13 protein-coding genes, 3 pseudogenes and 1 riboswitch are annotated in these 18148 nt (G+C 74.1%); of the genes and pseudogenes, 11 read left to right on the top strand and 5 right to left on the bottom strand.

Features of this window, described 5'->3' with window-relative positions:
• The first annotated feature begins 22 nt into the window (after positions 1 to 22).
• The 6 genes from M2302_RS03330 (at position 23) to M2302_RS03305 (ending at position 7348) form a co-directional block, all read left to right on the top strand.
• Positions 23 to 1252, top strand: coding sequence for a crosslink repair DNA glycosylase YcaQ family protein (locus M2302_RS03330; RefSeq protein WP_280836471.1), 1230 nt, complete (start codon positions 23 to 25; stop codon positions 1250 to 1252).
• A 130-nt stretch (positions 1253 to 1382) separates the two neighbouring features.
• Positions 1383 to 1919 carry a DUF2752 domain-containing protein gene (locus tag M2302_RS03325; protein ID WP_280836545.1) on the top strand — a complete coding sequence of 179 codons (537 nt, stop codon included), beginning with the start codon at positions 1383 to 1385 and terminating at the stop codon, positions 1917 to 1919.
• A 212-nt stretch (positions 1920 to 2131) separates the two neighbouring features.
• Positions 2132 to 2875, top strand: coding sequence for an FAD-dependent thymidylate synthase (gene thyX / locus M2302_RS03320; RefSeq protein WP_280836544.1), 744 nt, complete (start codon positions 2132 to 2134; stop codon positions 2873 to 2875).
• A gap of 46 nt (positions 2876 to 2921) precedes the next feature.
• Positions 2922 to 3848, top strand: coding sequence for a 4-hydroxy-tetrahydrodipicolinate synthase (gene dapA, locus M2302_RS03315; protein ID WP_280836469.1), 927 nt, complete (start codon positions 2922 to 2924; stop codon positions 3846 to 3848).
• 52 nt (positions 3849 to 3900) lie between these two features.
• Positions 3901 to 5589 carry a ribonuclease J gene (locus M2302_RS03310; protein ID WP_280836468.1) on the top strand — a complete coding sequence of 563 codons (1689 nt, stop codon included), beginning with the start codon at positions 3901 to 3903 and terminating at the stop codon, positions 5587 to 5589.
• 187 nt (positions 5590 to 5776) lie between these two features.
• On the top strand, positions 5777 to 7348 hold the full coding sequence (locus tag M2302_RS03305; RefSeq protein ID WP_280836467.1) for a S1 family peptidase: 1572 nt from the start codon (positions 5777 to 5779) through the stop codon (positions 7346 to 7348).
• A gap of 167 nt (positions 7349 to 7515) precedes the next feature.
• Here the strand turns inward: M2302_RS03305 and M2302_RS03300 are convergent, their stop codons facing one another.
• The 3 genes from M2302_RS03300 to M2302_RS03290 all read right to left on the bottom strand — a co-directional run bounded on the left by M2302_RS03300 (position 7516) and on the right by M2302_RS03290 (position 10486).
• Entirely contained in the window at positions 7516 to 8343 is an 828-nt protein-coding gene (locus M2302_RS03300; protein ID WP_280836466.1) for an isocitrate lyase/phosphoenolpyruvate mutase family protein, read from the bottom strand.
• Positions 8344 to 8405: 62 nt separating this feature from the next.
• The gene (locus M2302_RS03295) at positions 8406 to 9926 is read right to left on the bottom strand and encodes a YbjN domain-containing protein (RefSeq protein ID WP_280836543.1); all 1521 of its coding nucleotides are present in this window, start codon (positions 9924 to 9926) and stop codon (positions 8406 to 8408) included.
• Positions 9927 to 10006: 80 nt separating this feature from the next.
• Positions 10007 to 10486 (bottom strand): YbjN domain-containing protein, encoded by a 480-nt coding sequence (locus M2302_RS03290; protein WP_088963396.1) that lies wholly within the window; start codon positions 10484 to 10486, stop codon positions 10007 to 10009.
• A gap of 113 nt (positions 10487 to 10599) precedes the next feature.
• On the opposite strand from M2302_RS03290, the pseudogene M2302_RS33055 reads away from it, so the two are divergent.
• The 3 pseudogenes from M2302_RS33055 to M2302_RS33045 all read left to right on the top strand — a co-directional run.
• Positions 10600 to 12081 (top strand): annotated as a pseudogene (locus M2302_RS33055) (DNA translocase FtsK 4TM domain-containing protein); the annotation flags it as partial.
• A gap of 30 nt (positions 12082 to 12111) precedes the next feature.
• Positions 12112 to 13314 (top strand): annotated as a pseudogene (locus M2302_RS33050) (LAGLIDADG family homing endonuclease); the annotation flags it as partial.
• 234 nt (positions 13315 to 13548) lie between these two features.
• Positions 13549 to 14541, top strand: a pseudogene (locus M2302_RS33045) (FtsK/SpoIIIE domain-containing protein); the annotation flags it as partial.
• A gap of 156 nt (positions 14542 to 14697) precedes the next feature.
• Here M2302_RS33045 and M2302_RS03280 read toward each other — a convergent pair.
• Both M2302_RS03280 and M2302_RS03275 read right to left on the bottom strand, forming a co-directional pair.
• The gene (locus tag M2302_RS03280) at positions 14698 to 14943 is read right to left on the bottom strand and encodes a hypothetical protein (RefSeq protein ID WP_154942785.1); all 246 of its coding nucleotides are present in this window, start codon (positions 14941 to 14943) and stop codon (positions 14698 to 14700) included.
• Positions 14944 to 15053: 110 nt separating this feature from the next.
• Complete coding sequence (locus tag M2302_RS03275) at positions 15054 to 15368, bottom strand: SMR family transporter (RefSeq protein WP_280836464.1); 315 nt, start codon at positions 15366 to 15368, stop codon at positions 15054 to 15056.
• Positions 15369 to 15430: 62 nt separating this feature from the next.
• Positions 15431 to 15494, bottom strand: a riboswitch (guanidine-III (ykkC-III) riboswitch).
• 91 nt (positions 15495 to 15585) lie between these two features.
• Between M2302_RS03275 and M2302_RS03270 the strand changes: the two genes are divergently transcribed.
• The gene (locus M2302_RS03270) at positions 15586 to 16509 is read left to right on the top strand and encodes an ornithine cyclodeaminase family protein (protein ID WP_280836542.1); all 924 of its coding nucleotides are present in this window, start codon (positions 15586 to 15588) and stop codon (positions 16507 to 16509) included.
• Positions 16510 to 16584: 75 nt separating this feature from the next.
• The gene (gene rimO, locus M2302_RS03265) at positions 16585 to 18078 is read left to right on the top strand and encodes a 30S ribosomal protein S12 methylthiotransferase RimO (RefSeq protein ID WP_280836463.1); all 1494 of its coding nucleotides are present in this window, start codon (positions 16585 to 16587) and stop codon (positions 18076 to 18078) included.
• Positions 18079 to 18148: the final 70 nt, after the last annotated feature.

The following is an 18148-nucleotide window of genomic DNA, read 5'->3' as shown; positions in this document are numbered from 1 at the left end:
CGCTGGTTTAGGGTGCCCGACGATGGCCGCACCGGAAGCACTCTCCCTCGCCCAGGCCCGGCGGGTGGCGCTGGCCGCCCAGGGCTTCGCCGACCCGGCGCCCACCGGCGTGCCCACCCGGCGACACCTGCGCCGGGTGCTGGACCGGGTCGGGTTGATCCAGATGGACTCGGTCAACGTGCTGCAACGAGCGCACTACCTGCCGCTCTACAGCCGGCTCGGGCCCTACCCGACGACGCTGCTCGACACCGCCGCCTACCGCCGTCCCCGCGAGCTCTTCGAATACTGGGGCCACGAGGCGTCGCTGGTGCCGGTGGGGCTGCACGCGGCGCTGCGCTGGCGGATGGCCAAGGCCCACTCCGACGCCTGGGGCGGCATGCGGCGCATCGCCCAGGAGCAGCCCGAACTCGTCGCCTGGGTCCGCGACGAGGTGGCCGCCCGGGGGCCGCTGACCGCCGCCGAGATCGAGCACGACGCACCCCGGGAGACCGGCAACTGGGGGTGGAACTGGTCGGCGGTGAAGCGGGCCCTGGAGTTCCTCTTCTGGGCCGGTGAGGTGAGCGCCGCCGACCGGACGACCTCCTTCGCCCGCCGCTACGACCTGCCCGAGCGGGTGCTGCCGGCGGCTTCCCTGGCCGCGCCCACCCCCACCGACGCCGAGGCGTACCGCACGCTGGTGTCGATGGCCGCGCGGTCGCTCGGGGTGGCCGCCGAGCCGGAGCTGCGCGACTACTTCCGGCTCCCGCTGGCCGGTGCCCGCCAGGCGATCGCCGAGCTGGTCGAGGCCGGTGAGCTGCGGCCGGTGACGGTGCAGGGCTGGCGGCAGCCGGCCTGGCTGCACGCGAGCGCCCGGCTGCCCCGGTGGGTGCGCGGCAACACCCTGGTCAGCCCCTTCGACCCGCTGGTCTGGGAGCGGGCCCGCACCGAGCGGCTCTTCGACTTCAGCTACCGGATCGAGATCTACGTGCCCGCGCCGCAGCGGGTCTACGGCTACTACGTGCTGCCGTTCCTGCAGGGGGAGCGGTTCACCGCGCGGGTCGACCTCAAGGCCGACCGGCGGGCGGGCGTGCTGCTGGTGCCGGCCGCCTGGATCGAGCCGGGCGCCGATCCGGGGGAGACCGCCGTCGCGCTCGCGGCCGAGCTGTACCGGCTCGCCGGCTGGCTCGGTCTGGACGCGGTGGCCCCGCCGGTCGCCGGGGATCTCGCCGATCCGCTGGCCGCCGCGTTGAAGGGCGTGGCCGGTGTACCGTGAGCGCGTGACGAGCGTGGACGGTTCGGCGGGTCAGCCGGGTCAGCAGGTGCCCGACACCAGCGCGCCGCAGGCCGCACGGCCCGGCGCGGTGGCCGCCCCGCACCTCGGCGCCGCGCCTCACGGCGAGCCAATTGATGGCGAGGGTGCCGCGCACGGTGACGGCAACCCGCACGGGCACGCCGAAGGCGCCTGGCCACCCGGCGCCTACCAGCAGGTCGAGCCCGACCGGCTCACCCGGTTCGTGCTCCGGGTGCACGCGCGCTCCCCGCGCTGGGCGGCGCCGCTGGCCGCGCTCGGCTGCGTCGGCATCGGGATGGCGTACGCGCTGGTCAGCGACCCCACCCGCAGCGACCCGGACGCCGCCCCGAGCTGCCTGCTCAAGCTGACCACCGGCCTGGACTGCCCGGGCTGCGGCGGCACCCGCGCCCTCTGGTACGTCCTGCACGGCGATCTGCCCGCCGCCGCCCGGCACCACTTCGTCTTCGTGTTCGCACTGCCCTTCCTGGCGTACCTCTTCGTGGCGTGGGCCGGGAAGCAGGCCTTCGGCTGGCGCCTGCCCGAGCTGCGGATCAGCTCGCCGGTGATCGCCGGGTTCCTCGCCGTCTGGCTGGCCTTCTCGGTGGCGAGAAACCTGCCCTGGGCCCCGTTCACCGCGCTCTACGTCTGACCACCCCGCACCCGACGGCCCGCGCCGCCGCGCCGCCCCCCGCCGCGCGTCCCGACGGTCCGCCGCGCGGTGCCGTCTGCGAGATCTTGGACACTTGTCGTTCCCCCGGAACGGAAGGTGTCCAAGATTTGCAGCTCGCGGCCGGTGTCGAAGCCGGGAGGTCAACTTTCGCGCACCGGTGCGGGGCAACTACAGTCCCAGGAATGCCGGAGATGGTGCAGCCCCAGGTCAAGCTGATCGCATGGACCCAGTTCCAGGCCCCGGACGACGTGCCGTGGTCGACCGACGCCGACGGCGGTCAGGCCCTGGCGGAGTTCGCCGGCCGGGCCTGCTACCAGAGCTGGAAGAAGCCGAACCCGGCGACCGCCACCAACGCCGGCTACCTGGCGCACATCCTCGAGGTGGGCCACCTGAGCGTGCTGGAGCACGGCTCGGTGAGCTTCTACTTCACCGGGGTCTCCCGCTCCTTCACCCACGAGCTGATCCGGCACCGGCACTTCTCGTACTCCCAGCTGTCCCAGCGCTACGTCCCGGAGCGGGACGCGGCGATGGTCGAGCCCCGGGTGATCGCCGAGGACCCGGAGCTGCACAAGAAGTTCGTCGAGGCCGCCGAGGCGAGCGTCCGGGCGTACAGCGAGCTGCTGGAGGGGCTGGAGCAGCGCTTCGTCGACGAGCCCAACCCGACGCTGCGGCGCAAGCAGGCCCGGCAGGCGGCCCGCGCGGTGCTGCCCAACGCCACCGAGACCCGGATCGTGGTCACCGGCAACTACCGGGCCTGGCGGCACTTCATCGCCATGCGCGCCACCGAGCACGCCGACGTGGAGATCCGCGAGCTGGCGGTGGAGTGCCTGCGCCAGCTCCAGCAGGTCGCCCCGAACGTCTTCGCCGACTTCGTCATCGCCACCCTGCCCGACGGCACCGAGGTGGCGACCAGCCCGCACGCCGAGCTGTCCTGAGCCCTTCCCCACCGGCTCTCCGGTGGTCGTCCGCTAGGTTGTGAACATGACGCACGACCACCTTGCCGCCCCCGATCGGGGCGCGTCCCGCCCGTTCGGGCGACTGCTCACGGCCATGGTGACTCCGTTCACCGACGACGGCTCGCTGGACCTGGACGGCGCCGTACGGCTCGCCGCCCACCTCGTCGACGAGCAGGGCAACGACGCGCTGGTGCTGAACGGCACCACGGGTGAGTCGCCGACCACCACGGACGCGGAGAAGGAGACCCTGATTCGGGCGGTGGTGGAGGCGGTCGGCGACCGGGCCAGGATCGTCGCCGGGGTGGGCACCAACGACACCCGGCACACCATCGAGCTGGCCGCGTCGGCCGAGAAGGCGGGCGCGCACGGCCTGCTGGTGGTGACCCCGTACTACAACAAGCCGCCGCAGAGCGGGCTGTTGCGCCACTTCACCGCGGTCGCCGACGCCACCGGGCTGCCGATCATGCTCTACGACATCCCGCACCGGGCCGGGGTGGCGATCGCCACCGACACGCTGGTGCGCCTCGCCGAGCACGGCCGGATCGTCGCGGTCAAGGACGCCAAGGGCGACCTGACCGCCACCAGTTGGGTGCTCAGCCGCAGCGACCTCGCCTTCTACAGCGGGGAGGACGCGCTCACCCTGCCGACGCTGGCCGTCGGTGGGGTCGGCCTGGTGGGCACGTCGACGCACTTCATCGGCGCACCCGCCAAGCAGATGATCGAGGCGTACGACGCGGGGGACACGGCGACCGCGCTCGGCCTGCACCGGCGGCTGCTGCCGCTGTTCACCGGAATCTTCCGTACCCAGGGCGTGATCCTGGTGAAGGCCGGCCTCGCGGCCAAGGGCCTGCCGGCCGGCCCGGTGCGGCCGCCGCTGGCGGACGCCACCGCCGACGAACTCGCCCAGCTGCGCGCCGACTGCGCCGCGGCGGGCCTGGAACTGCCCGAATGATCGAACGACACGACGGACGCCGGGTAACGGCGTCGCAGATTGAGGTGGACGCGTGACCGAGGCGCACATCGAGGGTGAGCTGCCCCCGCCGCTGCCGGAGGGCGGCCTGCGGATCATCCCGCTCGGCGGGCTCGGCGCCATCGGTCGGAACATGACCGTCTTCGAGTACGACGGCAAGCTGCTCATCGTCGACTGCGGGGTGCTCTTCCCCGACGTCGAGCAGCCGGGCGTCGACCTGATCCTGCCGGACTTCGGCCCGATCCTGGACCGGCTGAACGACGTCCAGGCGATCGTGCTCACCCACGGTCACGAGGACCACATCGGCGCGGTGCCGTACCTGCTCGCCCACAAGCCGGACATTCCGCTGGTCGGTTCCCAGTTCACCCTGGCCCTGGTCGAGGCGAAGCTGGCCGAGCGGCGGATCCAGCCGTACACGCTGACCGTGCGGGAGGGCGGCCGGGAGCGGCTGGGCCCGTTCGAGTGCGAGTTCTTCGCGGTCAACCACTCGATCCCGGACGCCCTCGCCGTGGCCATCCGCACCCCGGCCGGGCTGGTGCTGCACACCGGCGACTTCAAGATGGACCAGCTCCCGCTGGACGGCCGGATCACCGACCTGGCCGGCTTCGCCCGGCTCGGCGCGGAGGGCGTCGACCTGCTGCTGTCGGACTCCACCAACGCGGAGATCCCCGGCTTCGTCACCCCCGAGCGCGAGATCGGGCCGGTGCTCGACTCGATCTTCGCCAAGGCGCGGGGGCGGATCATCGTCGCCTCGTTCGCCTCGCACGTGCACCGGGTGCAGCAGGTCTTCGACTCGGCGATCGAGCACGGCCGCAAGGTGGCGCTGATCGGCCGGTCGATGGTGCGCAACATGGGCATCGCCCGCGACCTCGGCCTGCTCAACATCCCGCCCGGCCTGGTGGTCGGGCTGGAGGAGGCCACCACGCTGCCGCCCGAGCAGATCCTGCTGATGTCCACCGGCTCCCAGGGCGAGCCGATGAGCGCGCTCGGCCGGATGGCCAGCGGCGACCACCGGCACATCACCATCGCCCCCGGCGACACGGTGGTGCTGGCCAGTTCGCTGGTGCCGGGCAACGAGACCTCCGTCTACCGGGTGATCAACCGGCTGGCCCGCGCCGGCGCGGTGGTCGTGCACAAGGACGTGGCCAAGGTGCACGTCTCCGGCCACGCCCCCGCCGGCGAGCTGCTCTACCTGCTCAACATGGTCCGCCCGAGCAACCTGATGCCGGTGCACGGCGAGTGGCGGCACCTGCGGGCGCACGCCCGCCTCGGCGTCGAGTCCGGCGTCGCCCCCGACCGGGTGGTGCTCTGCGAGGACGGCGACGTGGTCGACCTGGTCGAGGGCCGGGCCAGCCTGGTCGGGCACGTGAAGAGCCGCTACGTCTACGTCGACGGGCTCGCCGTCGGCGACGTCAGCGAGTCGCTGCTCACCGAGCGGCGGATCCTCGGCGACGGCGGCTTCATCGCCACCACCGTGGTGGTCGACTCGGTCACCGGCAAGGTGGTCGGCGGCCCCACCCTCTCGGCGAAGGGCTTCTCCGAGGACCCGGAGGCGTTCAACCCGGTCGTCCCGCTGGTCACCGAGGCGCTCAACCGGGCCGCGGCGGACGGCATCACCGACCCGCACCAGCTCCAGCAGATCGTCCGGCGCACCGTCGGACGCTGGGTCAACGACAAGTACCGGCGCCGCCCGATGATCGTCCCGACGGTCGTCGAGGTCTGACCCACCGGCTCCGCACGCCGGTCCACCGTCCGCGGTGGGCCGGCGTCGTCGTGTCCGGGTACGCCCCGGCGAGTGACCACCCGGACACGCTGCGCTGAAAGGTCCGGATCCGGGTCAACCGATCGGCCGTCGTCTCCGTACTCCCTTCCGGCAGGCGTACCCGCGCCGGCCGGGAGGAGCTTGGCGGATGGACCGCAGACGGATGACAGCCATCGGTGTCGTGGTGGCGGCGGCGGGATTGACGGCGGCGGTGACCCTGCCGTCGTTCGCCGGTGAGAACGCCGCCCCGCGAGCCGGTGGACCGGCCGGGGCGAACGCCACCGGCGGGGTGGCCCCCGAGGTGCTGGACGCGATGAGCCGCGACCTCTCGCTCAGCCGAGAGCAGGCGGTACGGCGGTTGGCGGCCGAGCGGCGGGCCACCGGCACCCTCGGCCGGCTGCGCGCCGAGCTGGGCGCGGCGTACGGCGGCAGCTGGCTCAGCGCCGACGGCGCCACGCTGACCGTGGCGGTCGCCGACCCGGCGCAGGCGGACCGGGTCCGCGCCGCCGGTGCGGTGCCGAAGGAGGTCGACCGGGGCGTGCGGGAGCTGGACGCGGTCAAGGGCCGGCTCGACTCGGCCGGTGGCCGGGCCACCCCGGACATCGCCGGCTGGTACGTCGACGTCGCCACCAACTCGGTGGTGGTGCTCGCCAAGCCGGGCGCGGAGGAGGCCGGACGCCGGTTCGCGGCGGCGACCGGCGCGCCGCCCGGGGCGGTACGGGTGACCGCCTCCACCGAGTCGCCCCGGCCGCTGTTCGACGTGCGGGGCGGTGACGCGTACTTCATCAACAACGCCGGCCGCTGCTCGGTCGGCTTCTCCGTGGTCGGCGGCTTCGTCACCGCCGGGCACTGCGGCCAGCCGGGGGACCGCACCACCGGCACGAACCGGGTCGCCCAGGGCACCTTCGCCGCGTCCTCGTTCCCCGGCGACGACTGGGCGTTCGTCCAGGTCAACAACCAGTGGACGCCGCAGGGCGTGGTGAACGACTTCAACGGCGGCACGGTGCCGGTCAACGGCTCCACCGAGGCCCCGGTCGGCGCCTCGATCTGCCGCTCCGGCTCCACCACCGGCACCCGCTGCGGGGTGGTCCAGGCCAAGAACGCCACCGTGAACTACCCGGAGGGCACGGTCACCGGGCTCACCCGGACCAACGTCTGCGCCGAGCCCGGGGACTCGGGCGGGGCGTGGCTCTCCGGCGACCAGGCGCAGGGCGTCACCTCCGGCGGGTCGGGCGACTGCACCGCCGGCGGCCTCACGTTCTTCCAGCCGGTCAACGAGATCCTCCAGCGCAACAACCTGACCCTGGTCACCGCGGAGAGCCGGGCGGCCCCCGCCGAGCCGCCCGCCGGCGGCAACGCCACCGCCCCGCCCGCGACCGCCGCCCCCACCGCCCCGCCGGCCGGTGACTCCTCGGTCTGCACCGGCGACGTCAGCCGCTCCGGCGCCATCGCCGCCGGCCGGTCCCAGGCGCAGCCCGACGGCCGCTGGTTCGTCGCCGACGGCGGCGCCCAGAGCGCCTGCCTGGACGCCCCCGACGGCGCCCAGCTGGTGCTGGAACTCCAGCGCTGGACCGGCACCGGCTTCCGGACCGTGGCCCGGGCCGCCACCGCCGACGGCGTGGCGAAGCTGGAGGCCGAGGGCTCGGCCGGCGCCTACCGCTACCGGGTCACCGCCCTGAGCGGCTCCGGCAGCTACACCCTCGCCTTCTCGGCGAGCTGACCCACCCCGGCCGCGGCCCCCGACCCCCACCGCCCGGTGGTCGGGGGCCGCTCCGCGCTCACCCGACCCCCCTGACCCATGGCCGCTCTTTCCGAGAAAGAGTGGCCATGGCGCGCGGAATGGCCACGCTTTCTCGGAAAGTGCGCGCTGGGGTGGGGGCTGTGCGGTCAGCGGAGGAGGGCGTTCAGTTCGCCGTAGGAGGTGGCGGGGGTGAGGGCGGTGTAGGTGCCGCCGGTCAGTGCCTCGGTGGCGGCCCGCCGGACCAGGCCGTACGCGGCCTCGGCCAGGGACGAGCCGAGGCTGACCCGGGCCACGCCCAGGTCGGCCAGGGTGGTCACGGTGGGTGCGCCCGGGCCGGCGAGCACGTTCACCGGCCCGTCCACCCCGGACACCAGCGCGCCGATGCTCGCCACGTCGACCACCCCCGGCACGAAGACGCCGTCCGCCCCGGCCGCCAGGAACGCCTCGGCCCGGCGCAGGGTCTCGGCGAGTCGCTGCGCCGGGTCGCCGACCGCCCGCAGGTAGGTGTCGATCCGGGCGTTGACGAAGAGCGCCACCCCGGCGGCCTCGGCGGCCTGGCGGGCGGCGGCGATCCGGGCGCACTGCTCCGTCGTGGGGCGCAGTCGGGTCGGGTCGTCCGGGTCGGCGTCCTCGATGTTGACTCCCACCGCGCCGGCGGCCAGCACCTCGGTGACGGTCCGGGCGACGCCGGCCGGGTCGGCGGCGTACCCGTCCTCGATGTCGGCGGTGACCGGCACCGTCACCGCCGCGGCGATCCGGGCCAGTGGCCTGAGCGCCCGGCCGCGGTCCAGCGCCCCGCCGTCGGCGACGCCGAGGGCCCAGGCGATGCCGGCGCTGGTGGTGGCCACCGCCGCGGCCCCGCACTCCTCGACCAGGCGGGCGCTGGCCACGTCCCACGCGTTGGGCAGGACGAGCGGTGTACCGGGCCGGTGCAGGGCGCGCAGCCGGGCGGCCCGCTGCTGTGGTGTCGTCATGCGGCAAGTCCACCAGCGCGGCGCGTCGGCGTCCGGCGGCTTTCGGACCCCACCCCCGCCGCTCAGGGCAGCGCGGCGACCGCGTCCGCGTACGCGACGCCGGTGGCGACCGCCGCGTCGACCAGGACGCCGAGCTGCGCCGGGGCCACCCCGTGCTCCAGGTCGGTGGTCACGTCGCCGGCCAGCACCAGCTCGCCCTCGCCCAGGTCGTGCACGTACGCCTTCGGCAGCAGCCGGTCGTGGTTCCAGGCGTTGCAGAACCCGTACGCCTCGGTCAGCCGGGCCACCGGGAGTCGCCGCGCCGCCACCACCCGGGCGTGCAGGATCTCGCCGCGCCGCCCGACCTGCCGGAACTGGATCACCGCCTCGTGCCAGCGTCCGACCACCACCGGACCGGCGTCCACGGCGTAGACGTCGCCCCGACGGTCCAGCACCGCGATGATCATCGACAGGCTCAGCGGGGCCAGCTCGTCGGCCGCCGGGGCGAACGGCGGGTCCGTCGCCGGGTCGTCGCCGGTCTCCTCGTCGGGCAGCGGCACCGGCGTGGCCAGCGGCCGCTCCGCCAGCCAGGAGGCGATCCGGCCGGACTGGTGCCCGGTGCCGTTGCGCGCGTCGAAGCTGCCGGCCAGCCCGGTGGCCAGGGTCAGCAGGTCGGTGCCGAGGGTCTCCACGTCCACCTCGGCCGCCGGCCGGCCGCCGTGCGCCGGGCGGTGCACCCGCCGCCCGGCCAGCCCCGCCTCGGCGGCGAGGGCGCAGACCAGCGCCCCGGCGGCGGCGAACTCCATCGCGGAGAGGTCGTCGTACGGGTGGTCCAGCCGGGGCAGCTGCTCGGCGAGGATGTCCAGCCCCCGGCCGGGGTGCCCGGCCAGCCCGCAGAAGCGCAAGTGTGCGGCGAGGTACGGGAAGGCCCCCCGCTCCCGCCGGTGCCGCCGGTACGCCCGCAGGTGCGCCTGCCCGGCCCGCTCCGCCTCGCCGGTGCGCAGCCACGGCAGCAGCGCCACGGCCAGCGCCCGCTCGGGCGAGTCGGTGCAGTCCACCGCGCCGTCGAGGACGGGACGCAAGGTGTCCAGCGCCGCCTGGTCGTCGCCCCACCCGGCGAGCAGCTCCGCCCGGCGGGCCGGCAGGCAGCCGGGGCAGCCGGCGGTCGGGTCGGGCTCGGCGGCGGCCCAGTCGTCGTACCGGCGGCGGGCGGTGGGCTCGTCGCCGAGGTGGTCGGCGAGCCGGCAGCGCAGCTGGGCGACGAGCCCGGTCCGCTCGCCGGCCCGCCGCGCCAGGTCGTCGAGGAGGGCCCGGCCCTGGTCCAGGCCGACCCGCGGGGTGCCGATCGCCGCCTCGACCGCGTGGCGCTGGTGCCGGCGCAGCAGCTCGGCGTCGCCGGGGCGTTCGGTCAGCAGGCCGGGGGACCGGTCGACGGCGGCCAGGCAGCGCCGCACCGGCTCGGCCAGGCGCCACCGCTCCCCGTGCAGCAGGTACGCCTCGACCAGCGCGAACCGGGCATCCAGCCCGGAGTGCGCGTCGCCCAGCGCGTCGGCCCGGGCGGCGATCCGGTCCAACTCGGCGAAGCGGGCCTCGCCGTCGGGCATGTCCCGGGCGTCGGCCAGCGTCGCGACCAGCTCCGGGACGCGGCCGGTCAGTCCGCGCCCGACGGGCTCGCCCCGGCCGGTCACCGGGTCGTCCCGCCGGGAAGCTGGGCGACGGCGGCGGCCAGCTGGCAGCCGGTGGAGATGCCGCAGTCGAGGAGCTGGTCGAGCTGGTGCGGGGTCACCCCCCGTTCCAGGTCGGTGATCACCTCACCGCAGACCCGGGCCACCCCCTCGTCGTCGACGTGCACGAACGCCTTGGGCCAGAGCCGGTCGTGGTTCCAGGAGTTGCAGAAGGCGTAGAGCGTCGGGACGTACTCGATGCCGAAGGCCGGGGCGGCCATGGTGCGGACCTGGAGCAGCTCGCCGGCCTCGCCGGGGCGCAGGAACCAGATGAGGTTGTCGTCCCAGCGGCCGACCAGGTCGCCGTCGGCGTCGGCGGAGAAGGCGTACCCGCGGTTGCCGAGCACCGCGGCGATCAGTTCGCCGGTCAACGGCCGCAGGGCCTGCGGGTGCCCGGCCAGGGGGTCGTCCGGACCGTCCTCGAAAGCAGGCGACGCCATCGGGCATCCCTTCCTGAGGCAAATAACACGTCTGTGGGCGTGGTCCGTGCTGCGACGCGCGGACACGACCCGGAAAGCGGCGATCTCCCGGGTCACGCCGTTACGGTGACTGTATGGCGGGCCGTACCTCTCAGGCGAGCCGGCGACGCGGCGCGTCGCCGCGCGGTACCACGAACAGCCGTGCCCGCCAGCCGGCGAAGAAGGCCACCCGGGCGACCGCCCGGCGGCGAACGGCGGCCCGGCCCGGCCCGGCGGTCTACCTCGGACGCGCGGTCGGTGCACTGTGGATGGGACTGGCGCACGGCGTGGGCTGGGCGGTCCGCGCCGCCGGCCGGCAGGCCGCCTCCGCCCGCGACCTCGACCCGGAACACCGCCGCGACGGCGCCGGGCTGCTGCTGTTCGGCCTGGCCATCCTGAGCGGGGTGGGGATCTGGTTCTCCGGCGCCGGCCCGCTCGGCGCCCGGCTGGCCGACACCGTCCGGCTCTTCCTCGGCGCGATCGCGATCGTGGTGCCGGTGCTGCTGATGATCGGCGCCTGGCGGCTCATGCGCACGCCCGCCGACCCGGAACACCGGGGCCGTGGCCTGGTGGGCTGGGGTTCGATGCTGGTGGCCACGGCGGCGATGCTGCACATCGGACAGGACCCGGTCGACCCGGTGCAGCGGGACTACGCCGGCGGGCTGATCGGCGCCGGGGTCGGCGACCTGCTGGAGGCGGCGGTCACCGCCTGGGTGGCGGTGCCGCTGCTCATCCTGCTGCTCGTCTTCGGTCTGCTGGTGGTCACCGCGACCCCGATCAACAAGATCCCCGAGCGGCTCGGCCTGCTCGCCGGCACGCTGGTCGCGCCGCCGCCCGACCCGGAGGCGGAGGAGGACCCGGCCGCGAAGCCGGCCCGCCGCCGGCCGGCGAAGCGGACCGCGCCGCCGCCGCTGGACCCGGACGACCTGGACGACGAGGACGCGGTCAACCTCCAGGACACCCTGGTGCTGCCGCGCAAGCCGCCGGCGAAGGTGCCCGCCAGCCGGAAGCCGGTCGAGCCGCCAGAGCACTCGCCCGCGCCCACCCGCGCCGAGCAGCTCGCGCTCACCGGGCTGGCCGGCGACTACACGCTGCCGCCGGCGAACATGCTCAGCGGCGGCGCCGCGCCGAAGACCCGCAGCAAGGCCAACGACGAGGTGATCGCGGCGCTGACCGGCGTCTTCGAGCAGTTCGACGTGGACGCCGCGGTCACCGGCTTCACCCGGGGCCCGACGGTCACCCGCTACGAGGTGGAACTCGGGCACGGGGTCAAGGTCGAGCGGATCACCCAGCTCTCCCGCAACATCGCGTACGCGGTGAAGTCGCCGGACGTGCGGATCCTCAGCCCGATCCCGGGCAAGAGCGCGGTCGGCGTGGAGATCCCGAACACCGACCCGGAGAACGTCGCACTCGGCGACGTGCTGCGCTCGCGGGCCGCCACCAGCGACCACCACCCGATGGTGGTCGGGCTGGGCAAGGACATCGAGGGCGGTTACGTCGTCGCCAACCTGGCCAAGATGCCGCACATTCTCGTGGCAGGCGCGACCGGAGCCGGTAAGGCTCTGGCCCTGGACACGCCGATTGCCACGCCCGCCGGTTGGTCCACCATGGGTGACCTGCGCGTGGGTGATCAGGTGTTCGACGAACAGGGGCGCCCGTGCGACGTGGTCGCGGCGACCCCTGTCATGCACGGTCGCCCGTGTTACGAGGTCGAGTTCTCCGACGGCACGGTCATCGTGGCCGATGCCAGCCACGAGTGGCGGACGACGACCCGGGCCGGGCGCACCCAGCGCAGGCATCGGTGGAAGGACGGTTCCTACTGGGCGGAAGCTGACCACGAGCTGATCTCTCGTCGGACTCGTGAGGTGCTGGACGAGCCTGATCGGCCCGTATCCACCAGCGAGGTGGTGACGGATCTCGGCGAGCAGTTCCGAAACGTCCTCTACCAGGTGCTCCGGGAGGTACCGAAGGAGCAGGCGCTCGGCCGGATGCCCTACCACCGTGGCGGCCGCCGGATCACCCGATGGGTGCCGACCTACTCCCGCCACCGCGTGTATGAGGCGCTGTCCCAGCGGATCCTCGCCCCCGGCCGGTCCGGCGGCAGGAAAGCTCACGACGAGAGGACGGTGACAACCCGGGAGATCGCGGAGAGCCTTCGCGTCGGCCCCAAGGGCCAGTGGGCGAACCACGCGGTTGACGTGGCTCGGCCGCTTTTCTGCCCGGAGCAGGAGTTGCCCATCGCGCCTTACACCCTGGGCTGCTGGTTGGGGGACGGGACGACAGGCACCGCCGGTTTCACCTGTGCCGACGACGAGATCCTGGATCAGATCCGGCTGGATGGTTACGAGGTCATCAGACAACCCAGCGGCCGGATCCACTACACGATCTCCAACCGCCAGGAACGCAAGCTCCGCGTCCTGGAAGCTCTGAGGCTGGTGTCGCAGGGCATGAGCGGGCCGGCCGCAGCCCGACGGGTCGGGGTGTCTGTCACTGCTGTGTACCTGGCCCGCAAGGGGGGGATGCCACAGGGCGACCTGCCGGCCGACCCGGTACGGATCCTGAATCGGGCGCCGTACCGCACGATGCGCGCCCTGTTCCGACAAATCGGCGAGAAGCACATTCCGCCGGCCTACCTGCGGGCGTCCGAGAGCCAGCGACGGGCGCTGCTGGCCGGATTGTTGGACACCGACGGCACCGTGTCGAAGCGCGGCGGGGTCGAACTCGCACTCACCTGCGAACGGCTCGCCCACGACGCCCTCGATCTCGTCCTCGGCCTGGGCTACCAGGCGACCATAACCACGAAGGCGGTCAAGGGCGGACGCCTCGAGACCTCGACCTGTTACCGGATCCACTTCACGCCACAGGACAAGGTATTCCGACTTACCAGGAAGCTGGTCCGTCAGGTGACGGAGTGCCGTCCCAGCACCTCACGGCGCTACATCGTGGATGTGCGACCGGTGCCGTCGGTCCCGGTGCGGTGCATCGAGGTGGACAGCCCGAGCCGTCTCTTCCTGGCCGGTCGCACCCTCGTCCCGACTCACAACTCCAGCCTGCTCAACTCGCTGCTGGTGTCGATCCTGACCCGGGCCACCCCGGACGAGGTACGGCTGTTGCTGGTCGACCCGAAGCGGGTCGAGCTGACCGGCTACGAGGGCATCCCGCACCTGGTCACGCCGATCGTGACCAACGCGAAGAAGGCGGCCGACTCGCTGGACTGGGTCGTCCGCGAGATGGACATGCGCTACGACGACCTCGCCGCCAACGGGGTCCGGCACATCGACGACTTCAACCGCAAGGTGCGCAACGGCGAGATCAAGGCCCCGCCGGGCAGCGAGCGGGAGATGCGCCCGTACCCGTACCTGCTGGTGATCGTCGACGAGTTGGCCGACCTGATGATGGTCGCCCCGCGCGACGTGGAGGACTCGGTCGTCCGGATCACCCAGCTGGCCCGCGCGGCCGGCATCCACCTGGTGCTGGCCACCCAGCGCCCCTCGGTCGACGTGGTCACCGGTCTGATCAAGGCGAACGTGCCGTCCCGGCTGGCGTTCGCCACCTCCTCGCTGGCCGACTCGCGGGTCATCCTCGACCAGCCGGGCGCGGAGAAGCTGCTCGGCCGGGGCGACGGGCTCTTCCTGCCGATGGGCGCCTCCAAGCCGGTGCGCATTCAGGGCGCCTGGGTGACCGAGCGCGAGATCGCCGACGTGGTGAAGTTCTGCAAGGACCAGCGCGAGCCGGAGTTCCGCCCGGACGTGCTGGCCCCCGCGCAGGACAGCAAGAAGAAGATCGACGAGGACATCGGCGACGACCTGGGCCTGCTGGTGCAGGCGGTCGAGCTGGTGGTCACCTCGCAGTTCGGCTCGACCTCGATGCTCCAGCGCAAGCTGCGGGTCGGCTTCGCCAAGGCGGGCCGGCTGATGGACCTGATGGAGACCCGGGGCGTGGTCGGCCCGTCCGAGGGTTCGAAGGCCCGCGACGTGCTGGTCAAGCCGGACGAGCTGGATGAGGTCCTGGTCGGCCTGCGCGGCGCCGAGGACTGACCCCCCGCCTCAGGCTGATCGACTCCGTTCCGGCGAGGTGGCGGTGTTTTCCGGCCCGGGACACCGCCACGTCGGCGTCACCACGGCGGGCACACGGCCCGGGACGCGAGGAGGCCCGCCGGTGGGCCGGCGGGCCTCGTCGGGGAATCCGTGAGGTCAGTTGTTGATGATCGCGGCGACGAGGGCGACACCGATGATGGCGCCCACGACGCTGGCGGCGGCGGCGTACCAGCCGAGTGGCTTGTCGCCGAGCACCGCGCCGACGATGCCGAGCACCAGGCCGGCGATACCGAAGATCACCGGCGCCACGAAGATGGCGACGACGGCGAAGACGAAGGCCAGGATCGTGCAGATCCGGGCGGCGTTGCTGCGCGGGCGGGCGGTCGCGTGCATGTCGGCCATGACGTCCTCCGTGGTGAGAGCCTCTTGGGTGTCCGGCCGCTGTCTACCCACTCCGGCCTCGGACTACTCATCAGGGCCGATACCGCTCGTCCCGGCGCCCCTTCGGGGGTTCAGTGGTAGAGCTTGAGTCCCACCACGCCGGCGACCACCAGCAGCAGGCAGACGATCCGGGCGAGGCTGGCCGACTCGCCGAGCGCCGCCATCCCGTACGCGGCGGTGCCGACCGCGCCGATGCCGACCCAGATCGCGTAGCCGGTGCCGACCGGGATCTCGCGCAGCGCGTACGCCAGCCCGAGCATGCTGAGCACCAGGGTGACCAGGAAGACGACGGAGGGGAGGGGGCGGCTGAAGCCGGCGCTGCGGTCGAGCGACACCGCCCACGCGGTCTCCAGCAGGCCGGAGAGCACCAGCACGATCCAGGCCACGGGTCATCACCTCGCGAAGCGGGCCCGGACCCTCGCGGCCCGGGACGAGTCGGTCTGCCTGTCGCGGGGCGTCTTGGCCTGACCGGGTACGCCCACCACTCGTCCGGGACGGCCGGGGCCGCCACCGCCGACGCTAACACCGCCCGGGGCGGGCGGGTGGTGATCTCGCGCACCACCGGTTGAGCTGAACCTGACTTCAGGTTGCAGGATGGCGAGCATGACGCTGATCTTCACCGACCGGGAGGTCGCCGCCGCCCTGGACGCTTCGGCGACCGTCGCGGCGATGCGGGACGCGCTGCTGGCCGCCCACGCCGGCCGGCTCGTCGCCCCGCCCCGGGCGGCCGCCCCGCTGGCCGGCGGGCGGATGGTGCTCACCGCCGGCCACCTCACCGGCGAGTGGTACGGCTTCCGGTCGTACGACACCTTCGGGTTGCCGGAGTCCGAGCAGCTGGTCGTGCTGCACGACGGGCGTACCGGGGCGGTGCGGGCGGTGGCGGTCGGCGAGGAGCTGGGCTCCCGGCGTACCGGGGGATTGGGCGGGGTCGCGGTGGACGCGCTGGCGCGGCCGGACGCGGCCACCCTCGGGGTGATCGGCTCCGGCCGGCAGGCCTGGACCCAGGTCTGGGCCGCCGCGGCGGTACGCCCGCTGCGCGAGGTGACCGTGCACAGCCGCTCGGCCGCCCGCCGGGAGGCGTTCGCGGCCCGGGTCCGCGCCGAGCTGAGGGTGCCGGCCCGCGCGGTCGACTCGGCCCGGTCGGCGGTACGGGACCGGGACGTGGTGGTGCTCGCCACCACCAGCACCACGCCGGTGCTGGACGCCACCGACCTCGCCCCGGGCACCCACGTCAACGCCGTCGGCTTCAAGCAGGCCGACCGGCACGAGTTCGGCTGCGACCTGCTGGACCGCGCCGATCTGCTGGTCACCGACTCGCCGGCCCAGGCGGACGCCTACTCCCCGCCGATGCTCGCCGCCGTCGAGCCGTACGCGGGCCGGCTGCGCGACCTGGGCGCGGTGCTGGCCGGCGCGGTCCCCGGCCGGACCGGCGCGGACCAGGTCTCCCTCTTCTGCTCCACCGGCCTGGCCGGCACGGAGGTCTTCCTCCTCGACCGGGTGGTGCGGGTGGGCGCGGCGGCGGTCTGACCGGTCGCGGATGTGAGCCGGCCGATGCGGCGGCCCGCCGTTGCCGGCCCCCGCCCCGCCGCCCGGTACCCTCGGATGGTGTCTGCCACCTCCCCTGCCTCCGACGGCCGCCGCGTCGCCCTGCTGACCCTGGGCTGTGCCCGCAACGAGGTCGACTCGGAGGAGCTGGCCGCCCGGCTGCACGCCGACGGCTGGCAGGTCACCACCGACGGCGAGGGCGCCGACGTGGTGGTCGTCAACACCTGCGGCTTCGTGGAGAAGGCGAAGCAGGACTCCATCCAGACCCTGCTCGCCGCCGCCGACACCGGCGCCAAGGTGGTCGCGGCCGGCTGCATGGCCGAGCGGTACGGGCGTGAGCTGGCCGACAGCCTCCCCGAGGCGCAGGCGGTGCTCAGCTTCGACGACTACCCGGAGATCTCCGCCCGGCTGAACGCGGTCGTCGCCGGCGAGGCGGTCGCCGCGCACACCCCGCGCGACCGGCGCGAGCTGCTGCCGCTCACCCCGGTCTCCCGCCGGGACAGCGCGGTCTCGCTGCCCGGGCACGGGACCCCCGCCCGGGGTGTCACCGAGACCGACGAGCACACCCCGGCCCACCTGCGCCAGGTGCTGCGCCGCCGGCTCGACACCGGCCCGGTCGCCTCGCTGAAGCTGGCCAGCGGCTGCGACCGGCGCTGCGCGTTCTGCGCCATCCCCGCCTTCCGCGGCGCCTTCGTCTCGCGTACGCCGGACGAGCTGCTGGCCGAGGCGGAGTGGCTGGCCAAGACCGGCGTCCGTGAGCTGGTGCTGGTCAGCGAGAACTCCACCTCGTACGGCAAGGACCTGGGCGACCCCCGGGCGCTGGAGAAGCTGCTGCCGCAGCTGGCCGCCATCGACGGCATCGTCCGGGTGCGGGCGAGCTACCTCCAGCCCGCCGAGACCCGGCCCGGTCTGGTCGAGGCGATCGCCACCACGCCCGGCGTGGCGCCCTACTTCGACCTGTCCTTCCAGCACTCCAGCGAGCCGGTGCTGCGCCGGATGCGCCGTTTCGGCTCCACCGACCGGTTCCTGGAGCTGCTGGCGGGGGCCCGTGCCCTGGCGCCGGAGGCCGGCGCGCGGAGCAACTTCATCGTCGGCTTCCCCGGCGAGACCCGCGCCGACGTCGACGAGCTGGTCCGGTTCCTGACCGAGGCGCGCCTCGACGCGATCGGCATGTTCGACTACAGCGACGAGGACGGCACCGAGGCCGCCGGCCTGCCCGGCAAGGTCTCCGCCGCCACCGTCAAGCGCCGCTACGACAAGCTCAGCGCGCTCGCCGACGAGCTCTGCTCGCAGCGGGCCGAGGAGCGGCTCGGGTCGACCGTCGAGGTGCTGGTCGACTCGGTCGACGGCGGCGTGGTCGAGGGGCGGGCGGCCCACCAGGCTCCCGAGGTCGACGGCTCGACCACGCTGGTCGCGCCGGTCGGCGGGGTCGACCTGGCCGCGCTGCGCCCCGGCGACCTGGTCCGGGCGACGGTCACCGCGACCGAGGGTGTCGACCTGATCGCCGTGCCGGATGAGATGATCTCGGCGGCGCCCGGCGCGGAACGGTGACGGCGGGTCCGGAGGAAGCGGGGGAGCCACGTGGTGCGGTGCCTGGTACGCCCCGGCGGCCCGAACGGGG

The organism is Micromonospora sp. A200, from assembly GCF_029893845.1.
In the GTDB taxonomy this organism is placed as follows: Bacteria; Actinomycetota; Actinomycetes; order Mycobacteriales; family Micromonosporaceae; genus Micromonospora; species Micromonospora purpureochromogenes.
The sequence above is the reverse complement of the archived record's forward strand: the minus strand, read 5'-3'. Positions and strand labels throughout refer to the sequence as shown.

Coding starts and splice junctions, on each gene's coding strand:
- M2302_RS03330 (WP_280836471.1), top strand. CDS start 23: ATGGCCGCACCGGAAGCACTCTCCCTCGCCCAGGCCCGGCGGGTGGCG.
- thyX (WP_280836544.1), top strand. CDS start 2,132: ATGGTGCAGCCCCAGGTCAAGCTGATCGCATGGACCCAGTTCCAGGCC.
- dapA (WP_280836469.1), top strand. CDS start 2,922: ATGACGCACGACCACCTTGCCGCCCCCGATCGGGGCGCGTCCCGCCCG.
- M2302_RS03305 (WP_280836467.1), top strand. CDS start 5,777: ATGGACCGCAGACGGATGACAGCCATCGGTGTCGTGGTGGCGGCGGCG.
- M2302_RS03300 (WP_280836466.1), bottom strand. CDS start 8,343: ATGACGACACCACAGCAGCGGGCCGCCCGGCTGCGCGCCCTGCACCGG.
- M2302_RS03295 (WP_280836543.1), bottom strand. CDS start 9,926: ATGCCCGACGGCGAGGCCCGCTTCGCCGAGTTGGACCGGATCGCCGCC.
- M2302_RS03290 (WP_088963396.1), bottom strand. CDS start 10,486: ATGGCGTCGCCTGCTTTCGAGGACGGTCCGGACGACCCCCTGGCCGGG.
- M2302_RS03280 (WP_154942785.1), bottom strand. CDS start 14,943: ATGGCCGACATGCACGCGACCGCCCGCCCGCGCAGCAACGCCGCCCGG.
- M2302_RS03270 (WP_280836542.1), top strand. CDS start 15,586: ATGACGCTGATCTTCACCGACCGGGAGGTCGCCGCCGCCCTGGACGCT.
- rimO (WP_280836463.1), top strand. CDS start 16,585: ATGGTGTCTGCCACCTCCCCTGCCTCCGACGGCCGCCGCGTCGCCCTG.